The 22,629-nt window shown below is 71.5% G+C and carries 13 protein-coding genes; 1 reads left to right on the forward strand and 12 read right to left on the reverse strand.

From position 1 onward, the window contains the following. Positions 1-322: 322 nt before the first annotated feature. The 10 genes from G5T42_RS03110 to G5T42_RS03155 all read right to left on the reverse strand — a co-directional run bounded on the left by G5T42_RS03110 (position 323) and on the right by G5T42_RS03155 (position 17,203). A complete protein-coding gene (locus G5T42_RS03110) occupies positions 323-1,042 on the reverse strand; it encodes a hypothetical protein (RefSeq protein ID WP_165125286.1) in 720 nt (239 codons plus the stop codon). Then, complete coding sequence (locus G5T42_RS03115; RefSeq protein WP_165125289.1) at positions 1,039-2,676, reverse strand: DUF5684 domain-containing protein; 1,638 nt, start codon at positions 2,674-2,676, stop codon at positions 1,039-1,041. Before G5T42_RS03115 ends, G5T42_RS03110 begins: the two co-directional genes overlap by 4 nt. After that, positions 2,673-5,189, reverse strand: coding sequence for a transglutaminase domain-containing protein (locus tag G5T42_RS03120; protein WP_165125292.1), 2,517 nt, complete (start codon positions 5,187-5,189; stop codon positions 2,673-2,675). The genes G5T42_RS03115 and G5T42_RS03120 overlap by 4 nt, the downstream gene beginning before the upstream one ends. Next, complete coding sequence (locus G5T42_RS03125) at positions 5,186-6,586, reverse strand: DUF58 domain-containing protein (RefSeq protein ID WP_165125295.1); 1,401 nt, start codon at positions 6,584-6,586, stop codon at positions 5,186-5,188. Before G5T42_RS03125 ends, G5T42_RS03120 begins: the two co-directional genes overlap by 4 nt. Then, positions 6,583-7,548, reverse strand: coding sequence for a MoxR family ATPase (locus G5T42_RS03130; protein WP_165125298.1), 966 nt, complete (start codon positions 7,546-7,548; stop codon positions 6,583-6,585). Before G5T42_RS03130 ends, G5T42_RS03125 begins: the two co-directional genes overlap by 4 nt. A gap of 38 nt (positions 7,549-7,586) precedes the next feature. After that, the gene (locus G5T42_RS03135) at positions 7,587-13,532 is read right to left on the reverse strand and encodes an Ig-like domain-containing protein (protein ID WP_165125301.1); all 5,946 of its coding nucleotides are present in this window, start codon (positions 13,530-13,532) and stop codon (positions 7,587-7,589) included. Further along, the gene (locus G5T42_RS03140; RefSeq protein WP_165125304.1) at positions 13,533-14,666 is read right to left on the reverse strand and encodes a serine/threonine-protein kinase; all 1,134 of its coding nucleotides are present in this window, start codon (positions 14,664-14,666) and stop codon (positions 13,533-13,535) included. A gap of 68 nt (positions 14,667-14,734) precedes the next feature. Continuing rightward, positions 14,735-15,451, reverse strand: a complete 717-nt coding sequence (locus G5T42_RS03145; protein ID WP_165125307.1) for a spermidine/putrescine ABC transporter substrate-binding protein — start codon at positions 15,449-15,451, stop codon at positions 14,735-14,737. A 48-nt stretch (positions 15,452-15,499) separates the two neighbouring features. Then, positions 15,500-15,985, reverse strand: coding sequence for a hypothetical protein (locus tag G5T42_RS03150; RefSeq protein WP_165125310.1), 486 nt, complete (start codon positions 15,983-15,985; stop codon positions 15,500-15,502). A gap of 54 nt (positions 15,986-16,039) precedes the next feature. Next, positions 16,040-17,203, reverse strand: a complete 1,164-nt coding sequence (locus tag G5T42_RS03155; protein ID WP_165125313.1) for an ABC transporter — start codon at positions 17,201-17,203, stop codon at positions 16,040-16,042. A gap of 131 nt (positions 17,204-17,334) precedes the next feature. Here G5T42_RS03155 and G5T42_RS03160 point away from each other — a divergent pair, with 131 nt between their 5' ends. After that, the gene (locus G5T42_RS03160; protein ID WP_165125316.1) at positions 17,335-17,949 is read left to right on the forward strand and encodes a hypothetical protein; all 615 of its coding nucleotides are present in this window, start codon (positions 17,335-17,337) and stop codon (positions 17,947-17,949) included. Between the two features lie 16 nt (positions 17,950-17,965). Here G5T42_RS03160 and G5T42_RS03165 read toward each other — a convergent pair whose 3' ends face one another. Together G5T42_RS03165 and rpoC are read right to left on the reverse strand one after the other, a co-directional pair. Next, positions 17,966-18,580: a hypothetical protein gene (locus tag G5T42_RS03165; protein ID WP_165125319.1), complete on the reverse strand. Its 615-nt coding sequence runs from the start codon at positions 18,578-18,580 to the stop codon at positions 17,966-17,968. Positions 18,581-18,712: 132 nt separating this feature from the next. Next, positions 18,713-22,585 carry a DNA-directed RNA polymerase subunit beta' gene (gene rpoC, locus G5T42_RS03170; protein WP_165125322.1) on the reverse strand — a complete coding sequence of 1,291 codons (3,873 nt, stop codon included), beginning with the start codon at positions 22,583-22,585 and terminating at the stop codon, positions 18,713-18,715. Positions 22,586-22,629: the final 44 nt, after the last annotated feature.

Here is a 22,629-nt window from a genome sequence, read left to right on the forward strand (position 1 = left end):
TGCTGCACGGTGACAGCGTTCGTGGTCTCCCCCGGGATCTGCCGATCTTGCGATCTGTTTCACCCGGGGCTCACGCGGATCCACCGGCGAGGCATGATGGTGCCGCGCGGTTGTTGTGGTGGATATGCCGTGGGGGTGGCCTGTTCGCAGGCCGTTCCCTGAGATGCGGCGCCCTCTCGCCGGCTGCCGCGCCGAGGCGCGGCGGACGGCGCGCGTGGGCGCACACCCCTCTATGATACGCGTGTTTCGGGAGGGTGGTCAAACGAGCGGCGTGGCGCCCTTCTGGCGACGGATGCCGCGCCCCGACAGCGGCCGCGGAGGTTCAGCCGGTCAGGGCGATGAACGTGAGGAGCGCGACCGCGCCGATGGCGATGACCGCTCCCACGACGATCCCGAGGGCCAGGCGCCGACGGCTTCTCGAGCGGGCGGATGCCTCGGCCGCCGCCGTGTCGAAGAAAGCCTGCGGTGCGCGCTCGGGGCGGGGTGCCCGCTCCACGTGCGCGGGTTCGAAGGCGCGGGGCCGGTAGATCGCATCTGCCGCTCGGGGGGCCTGCGCCGTGCGACCTGGGCTCTCGCTTCCGGGCTGCGATGCGCTGGCCACGCTCGCGCCAGCTCCGCCGGAAGGCGCCGGGGCCGCCCCCTTGCCCTCGGCCACGGCCTCCGGTTCGTGACGGGCGCTCTCCCGTGCCGCGGCGCGGCGGCGGGACTCCCGGCGGACCACCATGGTGGAGCCGTCGTCGGGCTCGTCCTCGGGGTCGATCCGGTCATCCCCCGATGTCGCCGTGCGGCGCGGTCCCGGGGCCCGCTCGCGGGGCACCGCCGGCTGCGCGGGAAGCGTCGAGTCGAGGTCGTCCGGCAGCTCCCGTCGGCGCGGCGAGACGGCGGTCGCATCCACGGGCGCCGTGGGTGAGACGAGGGTCGCGTCGTCGGGCTCCGCTCGGGGGACCCGGACCGTGCGGTCGTCGAGCCCGGAGTCATCGAGGACGGGGTCGTCGACTCCCGGGTCGTCGGGACCCGCGCCCTCGCCGCCGCCCGCGGTCACCCGTCGCTCCGGCTGAGCGACACCTCCGCGTCGCCGAGGAGGAAGGTCTCGCCCGCCTCCGTCTGCTCACCGGGGGTCGCGGCGACCTCGGTGCCCATGAGCGTCGTGAACAGCACGCCGTTGGTCGAGTCGAGGTCGGTGATGTACCACTTGTCGTCGCGCAGCTCGAGGCGCGCGTGCGTCTTGGAGATCGTGCGCGTGTCGTCGTCGAGCGACACGAGCTGCGCGCCGGGGAACTCGGGGTCGGCGGCCGGGCGGCGCCCGAGCAGCACGACGTCGGACGTCAGCGGGATGCGCGTGCCCGAAGCGTCGACGAGCGTCCACGCGGTGCGCTTGCGCCGGGCGACGACCGTCGCCTCGAGCTCGTCCTCCTCCGGGATGTGCGGGCGGGTGTGCAGCGCCGACACGGAGGACAGGGCCGAACGCGGACCCCCGGCATCCGGCGCACCTGCGATGGCCGACACGGGACCGGAGCTCTCGGGGAAGGCCTCCCCCTCGGTCGGCACCGGCGACGCCGCCGGCGCCCACGGCTCGCGCATCGCAGCGGCCGGCGTCGGTGCCGTGGGCACACTCGTCACGGGAGGCTCCGGCGCGGCCTCGTCGGCATCGGCTTCCGGAGACGGCACGGCCCGGCGCGGCATGATGACGGGCTCGTCGTCGGGCTGCACGGCGCGGCGGGGTGCGGCACTGATGGGCGCCGGGGCGTTGGTCACGGCATCCGTCACCTCACTCGTCGATGCGGCACCGCCGAAATCCACATCCCACGAGGGCTCGTCGGACGGCGGGTCGGCGTCGTCCTCGACCTCCCACTCGGGCTCCGGGAGGGGCGTTCGGGTCCGGCGGGGCAGCGATGAGACGGGGATGCCGGATGCCTCGTCGGAGTCGTCGTCGTCGCCGGGATCGGCCGACCGCACCGGAACGGCAGGGGCCGCCACGGGCGCCTCGAAGACCGGGCGGTCGGTCCCGGCGGTTGACGTGCCCCCACCGGGGACGCCCGTCACAGCGGCGGAGGCTGCCTGGGGGGGAAGCGGCGGGGGCGTCCATCCGGCGGCCGGCGCGGCCACCGGAGCGGAGGCGGCTGGCGATGACGCGGCCGTGCGGACCGCCGCCGGGGCCGCCGAGGCGCCGGCCGGTGACGGGGGCCGCCCGTACGCGGGAGGCGGCGCGACCGGCGAGTAGGCGGTCGTGGCGCGGCGCCCGTCGCCGGGGAGCGGCGGGGGCGGCGGGACGTCGGGGAGTGCCGTGCGGACGGGGCCGCGCGCCGCCTCTTCGCGGCCGACCCAGCGGTCGGAGCCGAAGCCCAGGACCGTGGCCCACACCGGGAAGAGGAACCAGGCCAGCACCGTCATCCCACCGCCGTGGCCGAAGGCCACGTTGATGCGATAGACGGCGATGATGAGGCAGATCCAGCCGAGGATCGGGATGATGAAGAGCAGGACGAGCCAGCCCGAGAGCCCGCCGAGGCGCAGGAGCACGACGATGTTCAGGATCGGCACCCACGCCTTCCACCCGGCCTCGCCGCTTTTGCGGAAGACGGCCGACAGTGCGATCGCCGTCCACACGTAGATCAGGAGGACGACGAGCGTCGATGTGAGCCCGAGCGTGATGCCGGTCCAGGTTTCGAAGTTGCTCATGGCGATGTGCGCTCACGCGGAACGGCGCGGCGCTTCCCCCTCTCGGCGGTGCGTTCCCTGCGCCCCTTCATCGGGGCGAGGGGACGGATGAACGATCTCAACGATACGGTCGCGAGCACCCGTCGCCAGAACCCCTCGCCTCGAGCGAGTCCGCGGCGCTCCTCGTCGACGATGCGCCAGAACTCCTCTGCCTCGTCGAGCGTGGTCGTTGCGCCCGAGAAGACCGCACGGTCGGCCCGCTCGGCAAGCACGAGGCCGGAGTCCGTCGCGTACGCCGATGCGACCTCCGAGCGGGTGAGCGCACGGGGGGCGCCGCGGCCCGCATCGACCGCGGCATCCACGTATTCGTCCCAGCCGCCGGCGACGCGTGCGGCCGGCGGGCCCTGGGTGCGACGCCCCCGACGCCGAACGGCCTTCGCGATGATGACCGCCAGGAACGGCCCGAGGGCGAGCACGAGGATCGCGAGCACGACGCCCGAAGTCCGGAGGGTCGACCACAGCCAGGCGAGGTCGGGCCCCGCGTCGTTCCGCACGTCGTCGTCGACGCCCGAGTCCTCCTGCACCGGGTCGGGCGGAAGCACCTCCTCGACGGAGTCCGGCCGCACCTCCGTGACGTTCTCGGGGTCCCGCTGCTCGGTGACCTCGAGGCTCGGCGAGTCGGCGTACTGCGGTGTCGCGTCGACCGGGATCCACTCCCCCGCGTCGTCCTGCACCTCGGCCCACGCCGAGAGGTCCTGCGCACGGCAGGCGCCGTCGTCGCACGTGGCGACTCCGGGGTCGGTTGAATCCAGCCGCGCCCCCACGACGACGCGCGACGGGAAGCCGAGCTGGCGTGCGATGAGTGCGACGGCGACCGCGAACTGCTCATCGTCGCCGATGCCCGCGACGAAGTTGCCGGATGCCTCGGCCCGGGGATCCGTCTCGCGCTCGAGGAGCTTCGAGAACAGCGTGTCGATGCGCGCGAGCGAGTGGCCCGACGCGCTCGCCTGCGGCGCGTAGTCGGGAAGCGACGACGCCCACACCGGCGTCTCTCCTTCCGGCAGGAGCCCGTGGCTGAGGTACCCCCGCTCGCGGAGCAGCTTCACGAGTCCCTGCAGAGCGACGCCGTCCGACCCTGTCGCATGCCGTTCGACCCAGGTCGCGAGGCTCTCGGGCACGGCGATCGACGAATCGACGCCGCCCGGCGCCCTGATCGCCGCGAGGTCCGGGAGCCCCGGCTCGATCGAACGGATGAGGTACGAGTCGCCCTTCTTCAGTCCGTCGCCCGCCGTCTCGACGCCGGCGGCGGCCTCGGCGCTGTAGTAGAAGCTGTCGGCGAGCGCGGCGGCGCGATCCCCCGCGAAGTCGACCGACTGCAGACGGCCGACCGTCGGCATCCAGATCCCGTCGAGTCCTTCGATCGAGATCCTCGTGCGCGCCGCCCGCCCGTCGCCGGCGTCGAGGGTCGCGGGGACCCGGACGAACTGGGCGTCGTCGACCGCGTCGGCGCCGCCGGCGCGGAAGACCTCACCGTCGTAGCTGTCGAGCGTGGCGAGGCGGATTCGGGAGGGCGAGCCCGATTCCACGTCGACGGTGAAGAGCACCTCGTCGGCGCGGTCGTCGGCGAAGAGCGCTCGGTAGGACGAGAGCGGGCTGACCTCCGCCGCGAGGTCTATCTCGGGCCCGAAGGCCGAGCGGAGGACGTCACGGTCGGCACCCCGCGCGGCGTAGGGCACGACGACGGCTCCGGCGGCGACCGCGATGACGAGCATGCCCGCGCCGAGTGCTCCCCGGCGACGGTCGGCGCGGGTGGGGCGGCGTGAGATCCGGACCCCGCTGGACGCCGCCGCGCGCTGCAGCGCGCGCACCCGCTCCTCGCGGTTGCGCCACGCGAGCCAGAGGAGCGTCACGACGAGAGCCGAGATGCCGATCGCCGTCTCGACCGGCGCGTAGAGGGTGACGGGGCCGAGCGGGAGGGGCGCGCTCGTCTCGGTGCGCCCGAAGAAGAGGCCGAACGACACCATCGCGAGGCCGATCGGCGCGGCGGCGTAGGCCGCCCGGTCCTCGCGCCAGGAGAGCAGGAGTGTCGCGCACGTGCCGACGAGGAAGACGACGAGCGCCGGAACGAGAAGATTCCGGTACGTGCCGACCGGAAGGTCGACCGTCACCAGGTCCTTCCACGCGAGGACGAGGCCTGTGCCGAGATCGCCCAGGCCGCGGAGGAGCTCGAGGGGGCCGCCGAGGCGGGACGGCACGGCGAGCGGCACCCCGAGGACGAAGAAGGCGGCGGCCACGGAAGCCGTCGTCATCCATCCGTCCCACCGGCGCAGCCGCGCCACGACGGCGAGACCCGCCGCGACGACGGCCGATACGCCGACGAGGAGCAGGAACCAGCCCGAGCGGTAGATGGGCCAGGCCGCGACCGCGGCGATCACCACGATGGCGGCGACGAACAGCGAGCCGGCGACGAGGCGCGGCACCGCATCGGGCCGCTCGCGGCGCAAAGGGGTCGGGACGACGACGGGATCGCTCACGACGCGGCCCCGCGCAGCAGCAGTCCGGACAGGTCGTCGAGCGTGCCGACGGTGAGCACCGTGAGCCCCGCGACAGGTTGCATGCGGGGGTGCGCCCGCTCGTCGCACATGATCGCGACGACGGCGGTGTCGCCCGGGAAGGCGAGCGCCGCCTGCCGGAGCCGGGTCAGCGACACGCGGGACCCGGCGATGACGAACGCGATCGACAGCCGCTCGTTCGCCTCGGCGGTGAGGCGGCAGACGTCCTCGATCGGCATCGTGTTCTCGAGCAGGTCGATGCCGCTGAAGCCGTCCAGCATGGGCCGGGGGGCGGGCGCGGGGATGCGCTGGATGGAGCGCAGCCGCCCGCGGACGACCCGGGGGACCTCGGAGCCCACGACGATGTCGAAATCGCGGTCGTCGTGGACGGCGCGGAGGCCGAGGGATGCCGCGCACGAGACGGCGAGCTCGAACTCGTCGGCGTCGGCGTACTCCGCCTCGGCGATCCCGAGGACGATCGCCATGCGCGAGCGCCGCGACTCCTCGTACTGGCGCACCATGAGCTGCCCGGTCTTCGCCGTGGACTTCCAGTGGATCTGGCGGCGCGAGTCTCCGGGCGCGTACTCCCGGATCGCGTGGAACGACATGTCGGCGTCGACGAGCCGCCGCGTCGGGCTGCCCTCGAGGTCACGGATGAGGCCCGCGCTCGTCGACGGCACCGTCGTCGTGCGCGGATGGACGTAGAGGTCGTGGACGTCGTCGAACGCGTGCTCACGCCGGAGGAGCCCGATGGGATCGCTGCGCACCGTCGTCGCGGGACCGACGGTGACGATGCCGCGACGCAGGTCCGGGATGTCGAGGGGCTGCGAGATCGTGTGTCCGGGGCGCAGGAGCGGCACGCCGAATTCCACGAGCCCCGAGCCGACGGGGATGTCGATGCGCCCCGGCAGAGCGAGGCGGTTGCCGTGGTTGCGGACGACGATCTCGCCCACGACGCCCTGCCCCGCGACGACGCGCTCGTGCGCCAGCGTGAGGTCGACGTCGTACGACCGGGCGCCGAAGAGGAAGGGCACGGCCATCACGAGCAGGACGAGCGCGACCACGCCGGCGACCATCCACTCGACCCAGCCGAAGACGAGGCCCAGGACGAGCCCGACCGAGGCCGCCGCCGCGATGAGCACCCCGGCGGGGCGGACGGTCCGTGCCGCCGAGCGGGCCGCGACGGAGATCGCAGACGCCGCTGCGCGCGAGGCATCCGTCGCCCAGACGACGGCGCGCACGAGCGCGCGCCCGCGGGTGACCGGGGCGACGGTGCGGGTCGTCGCCCCCGCTGTCGACGACAGGGTGGAGGCCGACGTGCGGGTGAGACGGCCCTCGACGGTGTCGACGCCCGCTCGCCGGAGCTCGTCCGTGCTCATACGGCCTCGCGGCGGGTGGGCGGCGGCACGTCGAGGAGCACCTGCCCGACGACGGCTTCCTGGGTGACCCCGTCGAACTCGGCCTCGGGATGCAGGATCAGGCGGTGCGACAGCACGGGCACGGCGAGCGCCTTGACGTCGTCGGGCGTCGCGTATGTGCGGCCCTGCGAGGCGGCCCTGGTGCGGCTCGCGCGCGTCAGCGCGAGAGCGCCGCGGATGCTGACGCCCAGGCGCACCTCGTCGGCCGAGCGCGTGCCGTCGACCAGCCGGGCGATGTAGTCGAGCACGAGCGCGTCGACGTAGACCTCGGCGGCGAGGTCCGCCATGCCGACGAGGGCCTGCGGCGTGATGATGGGGCTGAGATCCTCGGTCGCGACGGCGGCACCGTCGAGAATGCGGACCGTCGAGGCGTGATCCGGGTAGCCGAGCGAGGCGCGCATCATGAAGCGGTCCAGCTGTGCCTCGGGCAAGCGGTAGGTGCCGGCCTGCTCCACCGGGTTCTGCGTCGCGAGGACGAGGAACGGGACGCCAACCTGACGAGAGACGCCGTCGATCGTGACGCGGCCCTCCTCCATGACCTCGAGCAGCGCCGACTGCGTCTTGGGGCTCGCGCGGTTGATCTCGTCGGCGAGGACGATGTTCGCGAAGACGGGCCCCGCGTGGAACTCGAACTGGCCCGTCTTCTGGTCGTAGACGGTGATGCCCGTGATGTCGCCGGGGAGCAGGTCGGGAGTGAACTGGATGCGGGTGTTCGTCCCCTGCACGGACTGCCCCATGGCGCGCGCGAGAGAGGTCTTACCGGTGCCCGGGACGTCTTCGAGCAGCACGTGCCCGTCGCTCAGCATCGCCGTCAGGACGAGTTCCACGACGTGCCGCTTGCCGAGCACGGCGCGCTCGACGTTGTCGGCGATCTGCGCGAACGTCTGGGCGAACCAGGTCGCCTGCTCCTGCGTGAGGGTCATGGATGCTGTCCTTCGGTGGGGCTCGGAGGTCGGTGTCTCTAGGGGTTCGGCTGGGGGTCGCCGTCGTTGGGCGTGCAGACGGCGCTGAAGGTCGCCGACGCGTCGTTCAGCCCCCAGTTCTGCGCGGCCCAGCTGACCGTGACGCGGATGCCGTCGACGCGCACGGCGCCCTTCGGCACGTCCCACGTGTCGGCGGTGTGCGGCAGGACCTTGCCGTTCTTGTCGTAGTAGGTGAGGTTCCCGTTGCCGAACGAGATAGCCGCCTTGCCCTCCGTCGAGGTGCCTCGCGGCGACAGCTTCCCGCCGCCCTGGCAGGCGTTGTCGGCGTTCCAGTTCGCCTGCACCTGGTAGGGCGCGCTGCCGGCCGCCGGCGCGACCGTCGACCACGGCGTCGCGGTCCCCCACCAGTCGTGCACGTACCGCACCTGGATCCCCGGGTCGCGGCCGAAGATGCCCGAGGGGAAGCCGGTCATCTCCACGTGGTTGCGGTTCGGCACCTTCTCGGTCGACGTCGGCTGAGACTGGATGGTCCATTCGGCACGCCCGTCGCCGACGTTCGGACGGCCGGCGACGACGAAGGTCCACCCCTTGGGCGGCTTGCCGCTCTGGACGGCCCGCACGCTCGCCGACGTCGAGTTCGACCCGAACGAGCGGCCGTCGAACCACGACTCGACGCACATCGTGAAGGCGTACTCGTCGCCGTCGGGGAGCCCCGTGAAGGTCGCCGTGGCCCCGTTCGCCGTAGTCTCGCAGCGCTGGCCGTCGCGCACGATGCCGTACCGGAGGGACGAGCCGTCGCCGTTCACGGCTGCCGAAGCCTGCGCTGTGACGGTCGAGGTGCCGTCGCCCATCGACTCGGAGGTGAGCGCGAGACTCGGGCTGACGGGGGCGCCGACGCCGTTGCCCCACACGGTGGTCGCGGCGCCGGAGGCGCTGCCGCCGAGGCCCGGCGGGAGCTCGAAGCGCGAATACGGGGTGATGGTGATGGGCGACGACGAGTTCGTGCCGACCCGGTACGAGCCGACTTCGATCGCGTCCTCACCGGGACGGACCGGGATGCGCGCCGTCTCGCCGTTGGGACTCGTGATCTCGACGCCGCCGGTCTGCCCGGAGTCGAGACCCGAGATGGAGAGCGACACGACGCCGCCGTCCCCGTTGGTCACCACGGGAGCCACCACGACGCCTGCGGGAGCGCCGGGGGCGTTGTACGCCCACGCGACGGTGCTGACGCTCGAACGCGACTCGCCCACCGCGTTCACCGCGACCGCCTCGTAGGTGCGCTGCTCGCCGTTCGGTGCCGTGATCGGGGGGCAGGTGCCGTCGGCCGAGCATCGCGCGACCTCCTGGCCGTTGGAGCGGACGATGAAGCCCGAGAGCGCGGGGTAGGCGAGGCGCGACTCGCCCCCGTCCACCCGCAGGGTGAGCGTGCCGTTCCCGTACGCCGTCTGCCGCAGGCTCGCGGGCGGCTTCGGGTACCCCAGGAGGTCGAGCAGGATGCGGCCGTCGCGCTCGGCGTTCGTCCGCCGGCCCTGGGCGTCCTCGACGGAGAAGGACGCGGCGCACGTCGCACCCGGGGCATCCTGGGACCAGGAGGCGACGACGGATGACGCGGAAGCGACCTGGAAGCTGACCCCGACGCACGCGCCGGTCGGGCGCACCTCGATGACCTCGAGCGGCGTGCGCGGCAGCGGGTTCACCTCGCCGGAGGCGCCGACCACCTGGATCGTGCAGGAGGAGCCGGATGCCTGGGAGCACTGCTGCGTCGCGGAGCCGCCCTGCGGGAGGGTCGAGGGCGCGGCTCCGACGCGGAGGATCAGGCGTGCCGGGGCGACGGCGTTGTGACTCGTGACGCTGATGACCGCGGCATCCTCGGATCCCGGCACCGCCCGGTCCGCGCCGACGATCGTCAGGGTCGAGCCGGACTGCGTGACCTCGAACGCGGAGCCGGAGTAGTCGACCGCGTACTGGATGTCTCCCCATCCCTCGCGCAGCTGCCATGTCGTCATCTGCTTGAGGTCGAAGGTCGCCGTTTCGCCGGGGCCTACTGTGAGCGAGGCGGGGTGCAGCTCGGGCTGCGGGTCGAGGGCGAGCACGACGATCGGCACCGACAGATACGTCCAGTCGTCCTGGCCCGCGATGCGCACGGGGACCTGGCAGGCGTCGACCCACGGAGCGCCCGAGCCGGCGTCGTAGCGCACGGTCGTGCCGGATTCGACGGCGCAGGATGCCTCGCCCCGCGCGCCGGAGGTGCGCAGCTCCGGACCGACCTCGAGCGGGGTCCCCGGGGGCCGCGCGACGAGCGACGCCATGTCGAACGACACGGACTCGAGCTCTTTGACGTTCGGCGTCTCTGCGCCAGAGCGGAGCACGAGCGACAGGTCGTCGTCGCCCGGAACACGCAGGAAGGCGTACGTCGTGACGGGTCCCGAGGGGCCTTCGCCGGTCACCGCGAAGGGGATGATCTGCGTCGTCTCGGGGAGGGCGCCGCTGATCTTGCGGCCCTTCACCGTGACGCCCGGCGGATCCCCCCACAGGCTCACTTCGAGGTCGGCCACCTCGCCGGCCGACCACGTCGCCTTGCCCGCGAGCACATCGACGCCCTTGCGGAAGTCGTCGCGGTTCTCGACCGTGAGCACCGTGTCGGCCACGAGAGGATAGTCCGGCACGCTCTCGCGTACGACCTTGACCACGATCAGTCCGCGGCCGGTGTTGCCCGAGCTCGAGACGACGTCGTAGAGGAACGACATCGTCGTGGGCTCGGTGCCGGCGTCGATGACGACCGTCGTGTCGGAGTGCGAGCGGATGCGGCTCTTGATCCGGGTGAACTCCGGGTTCGGCGATCCGTCGACGAGGAACTGGGGCAGGTCGGGCCGCACGTCCTCGAGCGTCAGGTCCCGCATCGTCGGATCGATGTCGTTCGAGAGCGGACTGACCCGTATGCGGCTGTCGGCCCCCGCCTGCACCTGCACATAGTCCGTGAACGTGATGGGGCTCGGGTTGGACTGGCCGTCGAGCACACCGATGCGCACCGTCCCCTCGCCGGTCTCGCCGAACGCGTCGACGACGCGGTAGCGGAACGAGACCTGGCCGCGATACCCGGGCACACTGGAGTAGAGGAGGGATGTGCCGTCGGCCGTGATCGTCGCCGCACCGCTCTCGGGCTGGCTCATGATCCGGTCGAGCGTCACGACGTCGCCGTCGGGGTCCATGCCGAATCCGTCGAACTCGATGACGGTGGACTCGCCGCTCAGCACGCGGCCCTCGAGCGTCTCGGGGAGAGGAGCCCGGTTGGCGTCGTCGGGAAGCACATGGATCCGGACGTCCGCCGTGTCGGCGAGCACGGGCGCGCCCGTCGTGTAGACCGAGTACTCGATGCCGTAGTCGCCGGGCTCGCTCGGTGCGAGGTATCGCAGCACGTCGCCCGAGGCGAAGGCCAGCGCGTCCTCGCTCGACGAGACGACCGAGGCGGGGTTGAGGATCGGCCGCCCGCCGGCGGGCGCGATGTCGTTGTCGAGCACGGGGATGTCGACCTGCGAACCCGCCCGCACGACCACCGTGTCGTCGACGGCGATGGGCGCGAGCTCCGGCGCGGGCGGGAGCAGATACACGGTCGCCTCGCCCTGCACGCTCGCGCCGCGGTCCTCCGTCCCGTCGCTCACGGTGTACGTGACGGTGCCGAGCCTGCCGGGCGCGCCCGAGGCGGTCGTGCCGGAGATGCGGAGGTAGTTCTGGCCGACGGCGTCGACCGACAGGGATGCCCCGTCATCGGCGCGGGCCGTCACATCGCTCAGCAGCAGCACGCGGCGCGTGGGGTTGGAGACGGCGGCGAAGACGTCGAGCGTCGCGTCCTCCTGCGGACGCACGAACGCCACGACCGGCGAGGTGGCGAGCTCGGGCGGCGCATCCGCCGGGAGGATCGTGATGCGCGCCGTGCCATCGGCGTCGCTCACGCCGTCGGTCACGGTGAATCCGACCCGGAAGGTTCCCGGGGTGCGGGCGGCGAAGTCGAAGCCGGTCGTCCCGCCCACGACGGTGGCCGTCGCTGCGGCATCGTCGAGGACGCGCACGGACTCGACCGTCACGGCGCCGGCCGTCCCGGTGACGTGCGGTGCGACATCGACGGTGAGCCCGGCGTCGATCGTGTCGACGACGGCGAAGGACTGCACCTCGAGCCGCGGCTCGGGGGACACGCGGATGACGAGGGGCTTCGTCGCGGTCTGGCCGAGGGTGTCCGACACGGTCACGGCCAGCTCGATGAGCTCTTCGCCCCCCTGTCCGTTGTCGGCGTGCTGATAGACGACATCGCCCGCCGGTGTGGACGCCACGGTTCCGACCCCGGAGGTGTTCTCGACCGAGAGGAGGAGGAGCGGGTCGCCCTCGGGGTCGACCCATCCCGGCAGCACGGGCACCGTGACGGTGCCGCCGCGGGCGACCTCGGGCTCGGGCCAGGGGATGAGGCATCCGTCGACAGCGCACCAGGACGGGGCGGTGTCGACTCCCGCGGGTGCGACCGTGATGGTCACGGTCGTCGGGTCCGAGCGCAGGCCGTCCGCCGTCGTGCCGTCGGTGACGGCGTACGAGAAGGTCGCCGAGCCGGTGGCGTCGGGTGCGACGCGGACGGTGAGGCGCTGCCCGTCGTCGGTGATGGATGCCGTGCCGAAGCCGGGGTCGAGGCCCGTGACCGACGTCGGGTCGATCGACAGGACGTCCTCGTTCGGGTCGTGGTCGTTCATCAGCACCGGAAGGGTCGCGAGGCTCCCCGCTCGCACGCCGAACGCGTCGGGCTCTGCGATCGGCGGCTTGGGATCGATCATGATCGTCAGCTGCTCTTCGCTGGGTTGAGAGTCGGGATTCGTCTTCTCGTCGAGAGACCAGTCCTGGCTCGATGCGACGAGCCGGCCGTCGGGGACGGTCCACACCCAGCCGCTGCGGGTCTCGTTGAGGATGACGGCTTGATCGGTCGCGACGAACATCGGCCGCCGGTCGTCGCCGAGGTCCTGACCACCGTAGTCGAGGTCGGTGGTCTGATCGGATGCCGAGTCCCACACCACGCCGCCGGTGTCACCCTGCGGCAGCCACCCGGCGTACACCACGCCGTCCTGGACGGTGGGCTTCGCGGGCGTGCCGAGCACGGTCGATCCCGCGCCGACCTCGTCGGTCACCTCGCCGCCGTCCACGCTGACACGCTCCAGGCCCGTCTCATCCGCGAGATAGACGTCCTTGCCGCCGGCATCGGGCTCGCCGACGACGACGGTGCCGGTGGTGCCGGCCGAGATCGAGGCATCCGCCCCTCTCAGCCATACGTCCCCGTCATCGGTGTCGACGAGGGCCCAGATGTCGCCCGCCGCCGTGATCGCGGGCGTCGTGAGACCGTCGACCTCGAGCGGGTCGCGCCCCTTCACCTCGGACGCGGCGATGTCGTAGCGGAGGACGGACGAGTCCGCACGCGAGTATGCGAACAGGATGCCGCGAGCGTCGACGGCGATCGCATCGGCCGTGTACTGCGGCGCGTTCTCGTCCTCGGAGGGGAACGGGTCGAGCTGCGTCGAGTCGCCCGTCGAGAGGCGCCCGACGAAGACCGCTCCGGAGTCGGTGCGGTAGGCGGCGAAGTCCCCCGCCGTGACGACGTCGGTCGTGCCGGCCGGCGTCGACGGCGAAGCGCGCAGCGACTCCTCGTCGAGATCGACCGGCATCGCCGGATCGATCTTCGTGAGCTTGCTGTAGCTGTCCGAGAAGAGGAACGCGCCGTCCGACGTCTGCGCGACCTCGCTCGGGTTGCTGACGCTGCGGACGGTGTCCAGCTCGCCGATCGTCGTGTTGACGCGCGCGTAGCGGCGCCCGTCACCGGTCTGCAGCGCCCAGACGGAGGTGTCGACCTCAGGGGTCTCCTGCGCATCGAGACCCGGCCACACCACGCTCGCCGTGACGATCAGGCCCAGGGCGGCCACCGCCGCCGTGACGCCGGCGATGGTCCGGCGACGCATTCAGAGCACCCCCGCGACGAAGAGCGCGCCGACGACGGCGCCGATCGCGACGACCGCCGCGATGCCCGCGATGACCCAGGGAAGGACGCGGGTGCGGGGCCGCGGGCTCGCCGAGATGTCGGTGTCCTCATCGCGCGCGAGGCTCGCGACCCCCGTCTCGGGGCGGGTCTTGCGGCGGCCCTCGTGCTCGACGTGGCTCCGGGCCGCTCCGCGCATCGTGGAGTCGGCGAAGTCGACGGGAGAGGATGCCGCGGCCCACTCCTCCGCCGGCACCTCGAGCGCGGTCGGCGAGATGCCGAGGTCGCTCTGGACGCTGCGGAGGGCTTCGGCGAAGTCGCGCGCGGAGGGGTAGCGGCGGACGGGCTCGCGAGCCATCGAACGGGCGAGCACGTCCTGCAGGGCGGCGGGGACGTCGGTGCGCGGGATCGGCGTGTACGTGGCGCGGGCGATGCGCCGCCGCAGCTGCTCCTTCGTGTTCTGGCCGCGCTCGCGGCGCTCGAAGGGGCTGTGCCCCGCCAGAAGCGAATAGACCGTGGCGCCGAGGCTCCACACCTCGCTCGCGATGGTGCCCGCCGTCTGCTCGGCGACCACTTCAGGGGCGCTCCACGGGATCGACATCGCGAGCACCTCGTCGGCGGTCGCGCGGGCGAGCGACGACGAGATGCCGAAGTCCGCCAGGACGGGGGCGCCGAAGGTCGTGACCAGGATGTTGCTCGGCTTGACGTCGCGGTGCACGAGACCGGCGCGGTGCGCCGACTCGAGTGCGCTGGCCATCTTGACGCCGATCTCGAGCACCTCAGGCACCGGGAGCCGCTCGATGCGGTAGCGCTGCGCGAGAGAGCCCGGGCAGAACTCCATGACGATGTACGGCCGACCGTCGGCCGAGATGCCCGCCTGATAGACCGTGACGATGGAGGGATGCGCCGACAGGTGCGCGAGCACATCTGCCTCGGCGTTGAACATGCGGCGCAGCTCGGGGTCGCGCACGTCGCTCGGGAGGACCTTGACGGCGACATCGCGGCGCGGCATGTCCTGCTCGTAGAGGAAGACGTCGGCGAAGCCGCCCGAGCCGAGCGGGCGGATATATGTCAGCCCGGGAAGGATAGGAGGGGCCGATGGCAGGCGTGTGGCCACCCGTTCCTCCCCCGCATCTCACCCGCTCCCGAGCGGGGGCGCAAAGTGCGCTCTCAAACTGGGCAATGCTAACAAACGGTCCTGAGCCGACCCTGGGCCGCCGGCCGCGCCTGTGCAGAGCCGGGACTCAGAGCGGCGGGGGGCTCGTTGGGGTCGAACGGGACGTCGAGCGACTTCGTGAGCTCGTGCAGCATGGCCTCGATCTGCGGCTCGACGTACTGCGTGATCGCCGCCTGGATCCGCAGGCGGTGATGCAGCAGGATCGTGCAGACCTCCCGGCCGACCATGTTCGCGTAGTCGTCGGCGAGACCGACCTCCTGACGGAGCGCCGCCTTCGCATCGTCGCTCAGCGGCGGGAGGTCGGGGATGCCCGCCTCCGCCTCCTCGGCGAGGCCCGAGATCGTGAAGAGGAACGGCGCACCGGGGATGGGGTCGGGGTCGAGCGGCAGCCCCTCGTACTCCGGCTCGAGGCCCTCGGCCGGACGGTAGCTGCGGGCGCGGTTGCGCGCAGCCTGCTGATCGAGCTCGGCCTGCAGCATGGGGAGGTTCCGCGCCGTGTACTCCGCGACGGCGTGGTCGACGATCGTCTTGATGCGGGTCGAGAGGCCGTGCTGCACGCCGTGCGGCACATCCGAGCCGAGCCCGGCCGCGGAGAGCACGGGGGACCCGAAGCAGCGCCGGCACGGTGCGACGCGTCCGCGATGCGTCGCGGGCTCCCACCGGGGCAGCCACTTCAGCCAGGCGTCCACCGCCTGGCTGACCTGGGTCTCGAGCGACCGCTCCACGGCCTCCACCGTATCCCGCCGAGCGCCGGAACACCCTGGTGTGACGCGCTATTCGTCGTCCGGATCCTCCCACGGCCACCTCGGCCGCCGGGCGTTCGTGCGTACGAGGGCGACTCCGGCCCACGCGCAGGCGAAGGCCGAGGCGGCGATGACGACGCCGACCCACGAGGTCAGCACACCGCCGGCCGCCCCCGCCGCAGCGGCGAGATCGGCCCCGCCGAGGAGTGCGCCGAACCAGACGCCGAGGGGATACGCCATGACTGCGGCGACCGCCGCGATCGCCGCACCCCAGTACGACGGATGCGCCCGGCGGATCGTGAGCCAGACCGCCAGCGCGAATGCGCCGATCGCGGAGACGGTGCCAAGCACCCCGGGGATCTGACCGAGCCCGGGCACCGCGATGACGTCTTCGTCGAGGAGGAGGCTCGTCACGCCGAGCGCGCAGATGACGAGCGCGCCGAATGCCGCCGTCACGAGTCCCAGCGCGACGAGCGGACGGACATGCCCGTGCTCGGGCGGTCGATCAGCCGTCATCGATCGACGATACGTCCGCCGCGCGGCGGGCGGGAGGCCCGTTGACGCTTCGGACTACTGGCGGTACAGCTGAGGACCGGCCTCGAGCGTGCGCTCGTACTCGCGCTGCGCCTCGGTGTTGAGCTCGGTGACGCGCTTGCCGCGCGCAGCGACCCACGCGCCGAACCAGATGGTCAGCTCGCGACCGATGATGAACGCGATGACCGCGAGCGGAGCGAACAGGTTGCGCTGCAGCAGCTCGAGGCCCTCGCTCGAGGTGAGGCTCCAGAAGGGGGCCTGGAAGAGCTCGCCCAGGATGACGCCGAACCAGCTGAACAGGCCGACGAACAGGCCGAAGACGACCCAGTGCGCCCAGCGCCCGCGATTGATGATCGCACCGAGCAGCCAGAAGCCGATGAAGAACAGCACGACCGGCGTCCAGAACACCCACGATGTGAGGGTCGCGGTGAGGGCGTCGACGATGCCGGCGGCCTCGACATCCCCTCGGACGAGGCCGATGCCCAGCCACGCGGCGAGGAAGATGACGGCGAAGCTCAGGGCAGCCAGCAGGCCGATGGCCCCGGCCGCGGCTCGGTTGCCGCGCTGGCGGGGCGGTTCGGGCGCCTGCACGAAGATCGGCTGCGGAGCCGCGGTCGCAGCGCCGGCACCGGCGGCCGCACCCGCACCGGCGACGTAGGCGCCGTCCGCGGAAGTCGTGTCGGCCACCGGCTCGCTGGGCGCGACGACGGCCGCGGGAGCGGCGCTGTCGGCTGAGGGCTCATAGGCGCGTGCCGCGACGGAGCTCTCCGACGGCTCGTCGTCGTACGACGCGTTGTACGCCGCCTGGTAGGCCGCGGCATCCGTGATCTCATCGTCCGTCGAGTCGGCGACGGGCGACGACGAGACAGGCGCATCGGCGCCTGCGACCGGCTCGGCTGCGACGGGACGCGCGTCGTCGACGGGACGCGCCTCGTCGGCGGGACGAACGTCGTCCGCGAAACGAGCGTCCTCCCCAGGGCGGGAGTCGTCCAACGGGCGGGAGTCGTCCACAGGGCGGGAGTCGGCGGCGCGGGCGTCGGCGACGGATGCCTCGTCTCCTGTGACGGGCTCGGAGTGCGGGGCGGCATCCCGGCCGGCGGCCTCGGCCTCGGCGAGACTCTCGTCGGCGCTGCCGACGACGTCGTGGACCGGCTTCGGCTCTTCGACGGGCTCGCCGTAAGTCGACTTCGAGTCACTCATCGGATGCACTTCCTCACACGGGGCACGCCCCCGCACCAGCGAGGCTAGCGCTCAGTGCCCCCATGCCCGCGGAGGCATGCCGCGGCGATTCGGCACGAATGCCCTTCATGGGCGCGGCTATGGTGATCGGCATGTCGCCTCGCACTCCCCTCCTCCGGCTGGCCCTCCCGATCGCGGCGGCGGCGCTCGGTCTCTCCGCGGCGCTCTCGGGGTGTGCGCCCGAGCCGGGAGCGACTCCCCAGCCGAACGCGTCGGCATCCGCGACGGCTTCCGGTGCGACCGCGTCCGGCACGGCGAGCCCGACGCCGAGCGGCTCCCCCACCGCTCAGGCGGCGATCCCGGACGACTGTGCGGGCATGCTCTCCTCGAGCGTGGCGTCGCAGCTCGAAGGGGTTCCGCTCAACGACCCCGTCCTCGGCGTTCCCACCGGCAAGCAGTCCGACGGCAGCCTCGTCTGCATCTGGCGCGACCCTGCCGCGGACACGACCTACCTCGCGACGGCGATCTCGAAGAAGAACCGCGGCCCGGCGCTCGACATGCTCAACCAGCTCGCCGACGAGGAGGGCTACACCTGCTACACGCCGGACCTCGGCACGAGGTGCGAGAAGACCTGGCCAGATCCCACATATCCCGTGACCGACGGCCGGACGCTCTTCTGGCGCGACGACATCCTCATCGACACGCAGTACTCCAACCTCGCTCCGCCGGGGTTCACCGCCGCGCTCGTCGCCTCGATCTGGGGCTGACGCCGGCCGGTCGAGGTCAGCCCCAGACGAAGGCGGCGAGCCGGCTCCCGTAGTGCTCGGGATGCCACGTCGTCTCGACGCTCGCGAGCCACAGGCCGTCCCGCACGGCGTGCTCCTCGACGATCCCCGCCGATGACCGCCGGCATGCGACGCCCGATCCCAACGGCCGGCACGAGAAGCCCTGGCCCAGGAGCGCGGCCTCGGTGACGGTCGAGGCATCCGTCCCCACCGTCGAGAGGGTCGTGATGATCGCGCCCCGCGGCGACCGCCACGCGCATGTGACGCGCACGGTCGGCTGGAGGGCGTCGACGAGGGCCGTCACGGCGGTCGCGGGCGCAGCGTGCGTCTGCGAGAGAAGGGAGTCGGGGGTCCAGGCGAGCTCGCCCCACAGCTGCGACGGATAGACGTCGCGGCAGTCGAGCTGCGCGGCGCCGTCCAGCGCGAGCGTCGAGACGGGCCCGGCGGATGCAGCCTGCGGCTTCGAGGTCGCCGACCGCAGGGTGTCGCCGACGAAGCCGACGGTGCCCGGAACGGCCGGGATCGCGAGCCAGACGAGCGCGCCGACGACGCCGGCGCACAGCAGCCCCACAGGCCATGCGAGCCAGAGATTGCGACCGCCGATGCGCGCCATGATCTGCCCCTCGTCTCCACGGTAAGCGGCGGCCGCCGGGACGCCGGTTCGGCACGCGGAGACGACGAAGGCCCCGGCGCGAGCCGGGGCCTTCGTGTGCGGGCGACGGATGCCGAGGCATCCGTCAGCCGACTAGTTGTAGTTGCCCGAGAAGTCGTCCGTCGAGAAGCTGTCGAAGTCGACGTAGCTCAGGTCGGCGTCGCTGTAGGCGCCGTCCGAGGCGAAGATGCGGTTGGGGTACCGCTCGCTCTTGGCCTCCTCGGTCGCCTCGACCGTGACGTTGCGGTACTTCGCAAGGCCGGTTCCGGCGGGGATGAGCTTTCCGATGATGACGTTCTCCTTGAGGCCGACGAGCGGGTCGCTCTTGCCCTCCATGGCCGCCTGCGTGAGGACGCGGGTGGTCTCCTGGAACGACGCGGCCGACAGCCACGACTCCGTCGCGAGCGACGCCTTCGTGATACCCATCAGCTCCGGGCGGCCCGACGCGGGGCGCTTGCCCTCTGCCACGGCCTCGCGGTTCATGTTCTGGTAGCGCTTGAAGTCCACCAGCTCACCCGGGAGCAGCGTGGTCTCGCCGTGGTCGACGACGGTGACCTTGCGCAGCATCTGGCGAACGATGACCTCGATGTGCTTGTCGTGGATCGGCACACCCTGCGAGCGGTACACGCCCTGGACGCCGTTGACGAGGTACTTCTGCACCTCGCGGGCACCCATGACACGCATGACCTCCTTGGGGTCGAGCGTGCCGACCTGCAGGGGCTGGCCGACCGTGACGTGCTGACCGTCCTCGACGAGGAGGGTCGCGCGCTTCAGGACCGGGTAGACGTGCGGCTCGTCGCCGTTGTCGGGGGTCAGGATGACCTTCTTCGAGCGCTCGGTCTCGTCGATGGTGATCCGGCCCTCGGACTCGGCGATGGGCGAGGCGCCCTTCGGGGTGCGAGCCTCGAAGAGCTCCTGCACGCGGGGAAGACCCTGCGTGATGTCGTCGGCCGAGGCCGAGCCACCCGTGTGGAAGGTACGCATCGTCAGCTGCGTGCCGGGCTCACCGATCGACTGGGCGGCGATGATGCCGACCGCCTCGCCGATGTCGACGATCTTGCCGGTCGCGAGCGAACGGCCGTAGCACTTCGCGCAGACACCGACGGCCGAGTCGCACGTGAGGACCGAACGGACCTTGATGTTCTCGACGCCGGCCTCGACCAGCTTGTTGATGAGCACGTCGCCCACGTCGTCGCCGGCCTCGGCCACGACGTTGCCGTTCGGGTCCACGACGTCCGCCGCAAGGGTGCGGGCGAACACCGAGTTCTCGACGTTGGGGTCCTTCACGAGCACGCCGCCCAGACCCTGCGTCGCGATGGGGAGCTCGAGGCCCTTCGTCGTGCCGCAGTCCTCCTCGCGGATGATGACATCCTGCGAGACGTCGACGAGACGACGCGTGAGGTAGCCCGAGTCGGCCGTACGGAGGGCCGTGTCGGCCAGACCCTTGCGGGCACCGTGCGTCGCGATGAAGTACTCCGCCACCGACAGACCCTCGCGGTACGAGGAGATGATCGGACGCGGGATGATCTCACCCTTGGGGTTGTTCACCAGGCCTCGCATACCGGCGATGTTCCGGATCTGCAGCCAGTTACCACGAGCACCCGACGACACCATGCGGTTGATGGTGTTGTCCTCCGGGAAGTTGTCGCGCATCGCCTTCTGGACGGCGTCGGTCGCCTCGGTCCAGATCTTGATGAGCTCCTGACGACGCTCGGCGTCGGTCGTGAGACCCTTCTCGAACTGCGCCTGGACCTTCGCCGCCTGCTGCTCGTAGCCCGCGACGATCTCGCCCTTGTTCGGGGGCGTGAGGATGTCGCTGAGCGCCACCGTGACACCCGAACGGGTGGCCCAGTAGAAGCCGGCGTCCTTGATGCGATCGAGCGATGCCGCGACCTCCACCTTCGGGTACTCCTCGGCGAGCTTGTTCACGATCTGCGACAGCTTGCCCTTGTCGGCCTGCTCGCGGACGAACGGGTAGCCCTTGGGGAGCGTGTCGTTGAAGATCGCCTGGCCGAGCGAGGCATCCACGAGACCGTGGCGCTCGTATCCGTCGGGGCCTTCGCCCTCGAGGAAGGTGAGACCCGGGATGCGGATGCGCACCTTGGCCTGCAGGTCGAGGGTGCCCTCGTCCTTGGCCAGGATCGCCTCGCCGACCGAGCCGAACACGCGACCCTCGCCCTTGGCGCCCTCCTTGACCGTGGTCAGGTGGTGCAGGCCGATGATCATGTCCTGCGAGGGCAGGGTGACCGGACGGCCGTCCGACGGCTTGAGGATGTTGTTCGACGCGAGCATCAGGATGCGGGCCTCGGCCTGCGCCTCGACCGACAGCGGCAGGTGCACGGCCATCTGGTCGCCGTCGAAGTCCGCGTTGAACGCGGCGCAGACGAGCGGGTGCAGCTGGATGGCCTTGCCCTCGACGAGCTGAGGCTCGAAGGCCTGGATGCCGAGGCGGTGCAGCGTGGGCGCACGGTTGAGGAGCACGGGGCGCTCGCGGATGATCTCCTCGAGCACGTCCCAGACCTCCGGACGCGTGCGCTCGACGGCGCGCTTGGCCGCCTTGATGTTCTGCGAGTGACCGAGGTCGATCAGGCGCTTGATGACGAACGGCTTGAAGAGCTCGAGCGCCATCTGCTTGGGCAGACCGCACTGGTGGAGCTTGAGCTGCGGGCCGACGATGATGACCGAACGGCCCGAGTAGTCCACGCGCTTGCCGAGCAGGTTCTGGCGGAACCGGCCCTGCTTGCCCTTGAGCATGTCGGACAGCGACTTGAGCGCACGGTTGCCCGTGCCGGTGACGGGGCGACCGCGGCGGCCGTTGTCGAACAGCGCGTCGACGGCCTCCTGCAGCATCCGCTTCTCGTTGTTCACGATGATCTCGGGCGCACCGAGGTCGATCAGGCGACGGAGGCGGTTGTTGCGGTTGATCACGCGACGGTAGAGGTCGTTCAGGTCGGAGGTCGCGAAGCGGCCGCCGTCGAGCTGCACCATGGGGCGGAGCTCCGGCGGGATGACCGGGACGACGTCCAGCACCATCGAGGCCGGCGACATGCCGGTCTGCAGGAACGAGTTGACGACCTTGAGTCGCTTGATCGCACGGATCTTGCGCTGGCCCTTGCCCTCCGAGATCTGCAGGTGGAGGCTGTCCGCCTCGGCCTGCAGGTCGAACGCCTGAAGACGACGCTGGATCGACTCGGCGCCCATGTAGGCCTCGAAGTACTGGCCGAAGCGGTCCTGCAGCTCGTGGAAGATCTCGTCCTCGCCCTTCAGCGAGCCGACCTCCAGGTTGCGGAACTCCTCCCAGACGCGCTCGAGCTTGGCGATGGTCTCATCCGCGTTCTTGCGGATGGCGGCCATGTCCTTCTCGGCGGCGTCCTTGACCTTCTTCTTCTGGTCGGCCTTGGCACCCTCCTCCTCGAGCGCCGCGAGCTCCTCCTCCAGCTTCTGGAGGCGGGTCGCGATGCGCGAGTCACGACGGTCTGCGGCCGTCTTCATCTCGAGGCGCAGGTTGTTCTCGTGCGTGGGGAGGTCGCGGTGACGCGCCTCCTCGTCGACCGAGATGACCATGTAGGCGGCGAAGTAGATGACCTTCTCGAGGTCCTTCGGCGCCATGTCGAGCAGGTACCCGAGGCGCGACGGGACGCCCTTGAAGTACCAGATGTGGGTGACGGGCGCGGCGAGCTCGATGTGGCCCATGCGCTCGCGACGGACGGAGGACTTGGTGACCTCCACGCCGCAGCGCTCGCAGACGATCCCCTTGAAGCGGACGCGCTTGTACTTGCCGCAGGCGCACTCCCAGTCGCGGGAGGGTCCGAAGATCTGCTCTCCGAAGAGGCCGTCCTTCTCGGGCTTGAGCGTGCGGTAGTTGATGGTCTCGGGCTTCTTCACCTCGCCGTACGACCAGCGACGGATGTCGTCGGCGGTCGCAAGGCCGATGCGAAGCTCATCGAATGTTGTTGCGTCGAGCACTAGTTCTCCTGTGTCGGAATTCTGTGTGGTGAGTCAGTCGGTCG

Source organism: Microbacterium sp. 4R-513, assembly GCF_011046485.1.
Classification (GTDB): Bacteria; Actinomycetota; Actinomycetes; order Actinomycetales; family Microbacteriaceae; genus Microbacterium.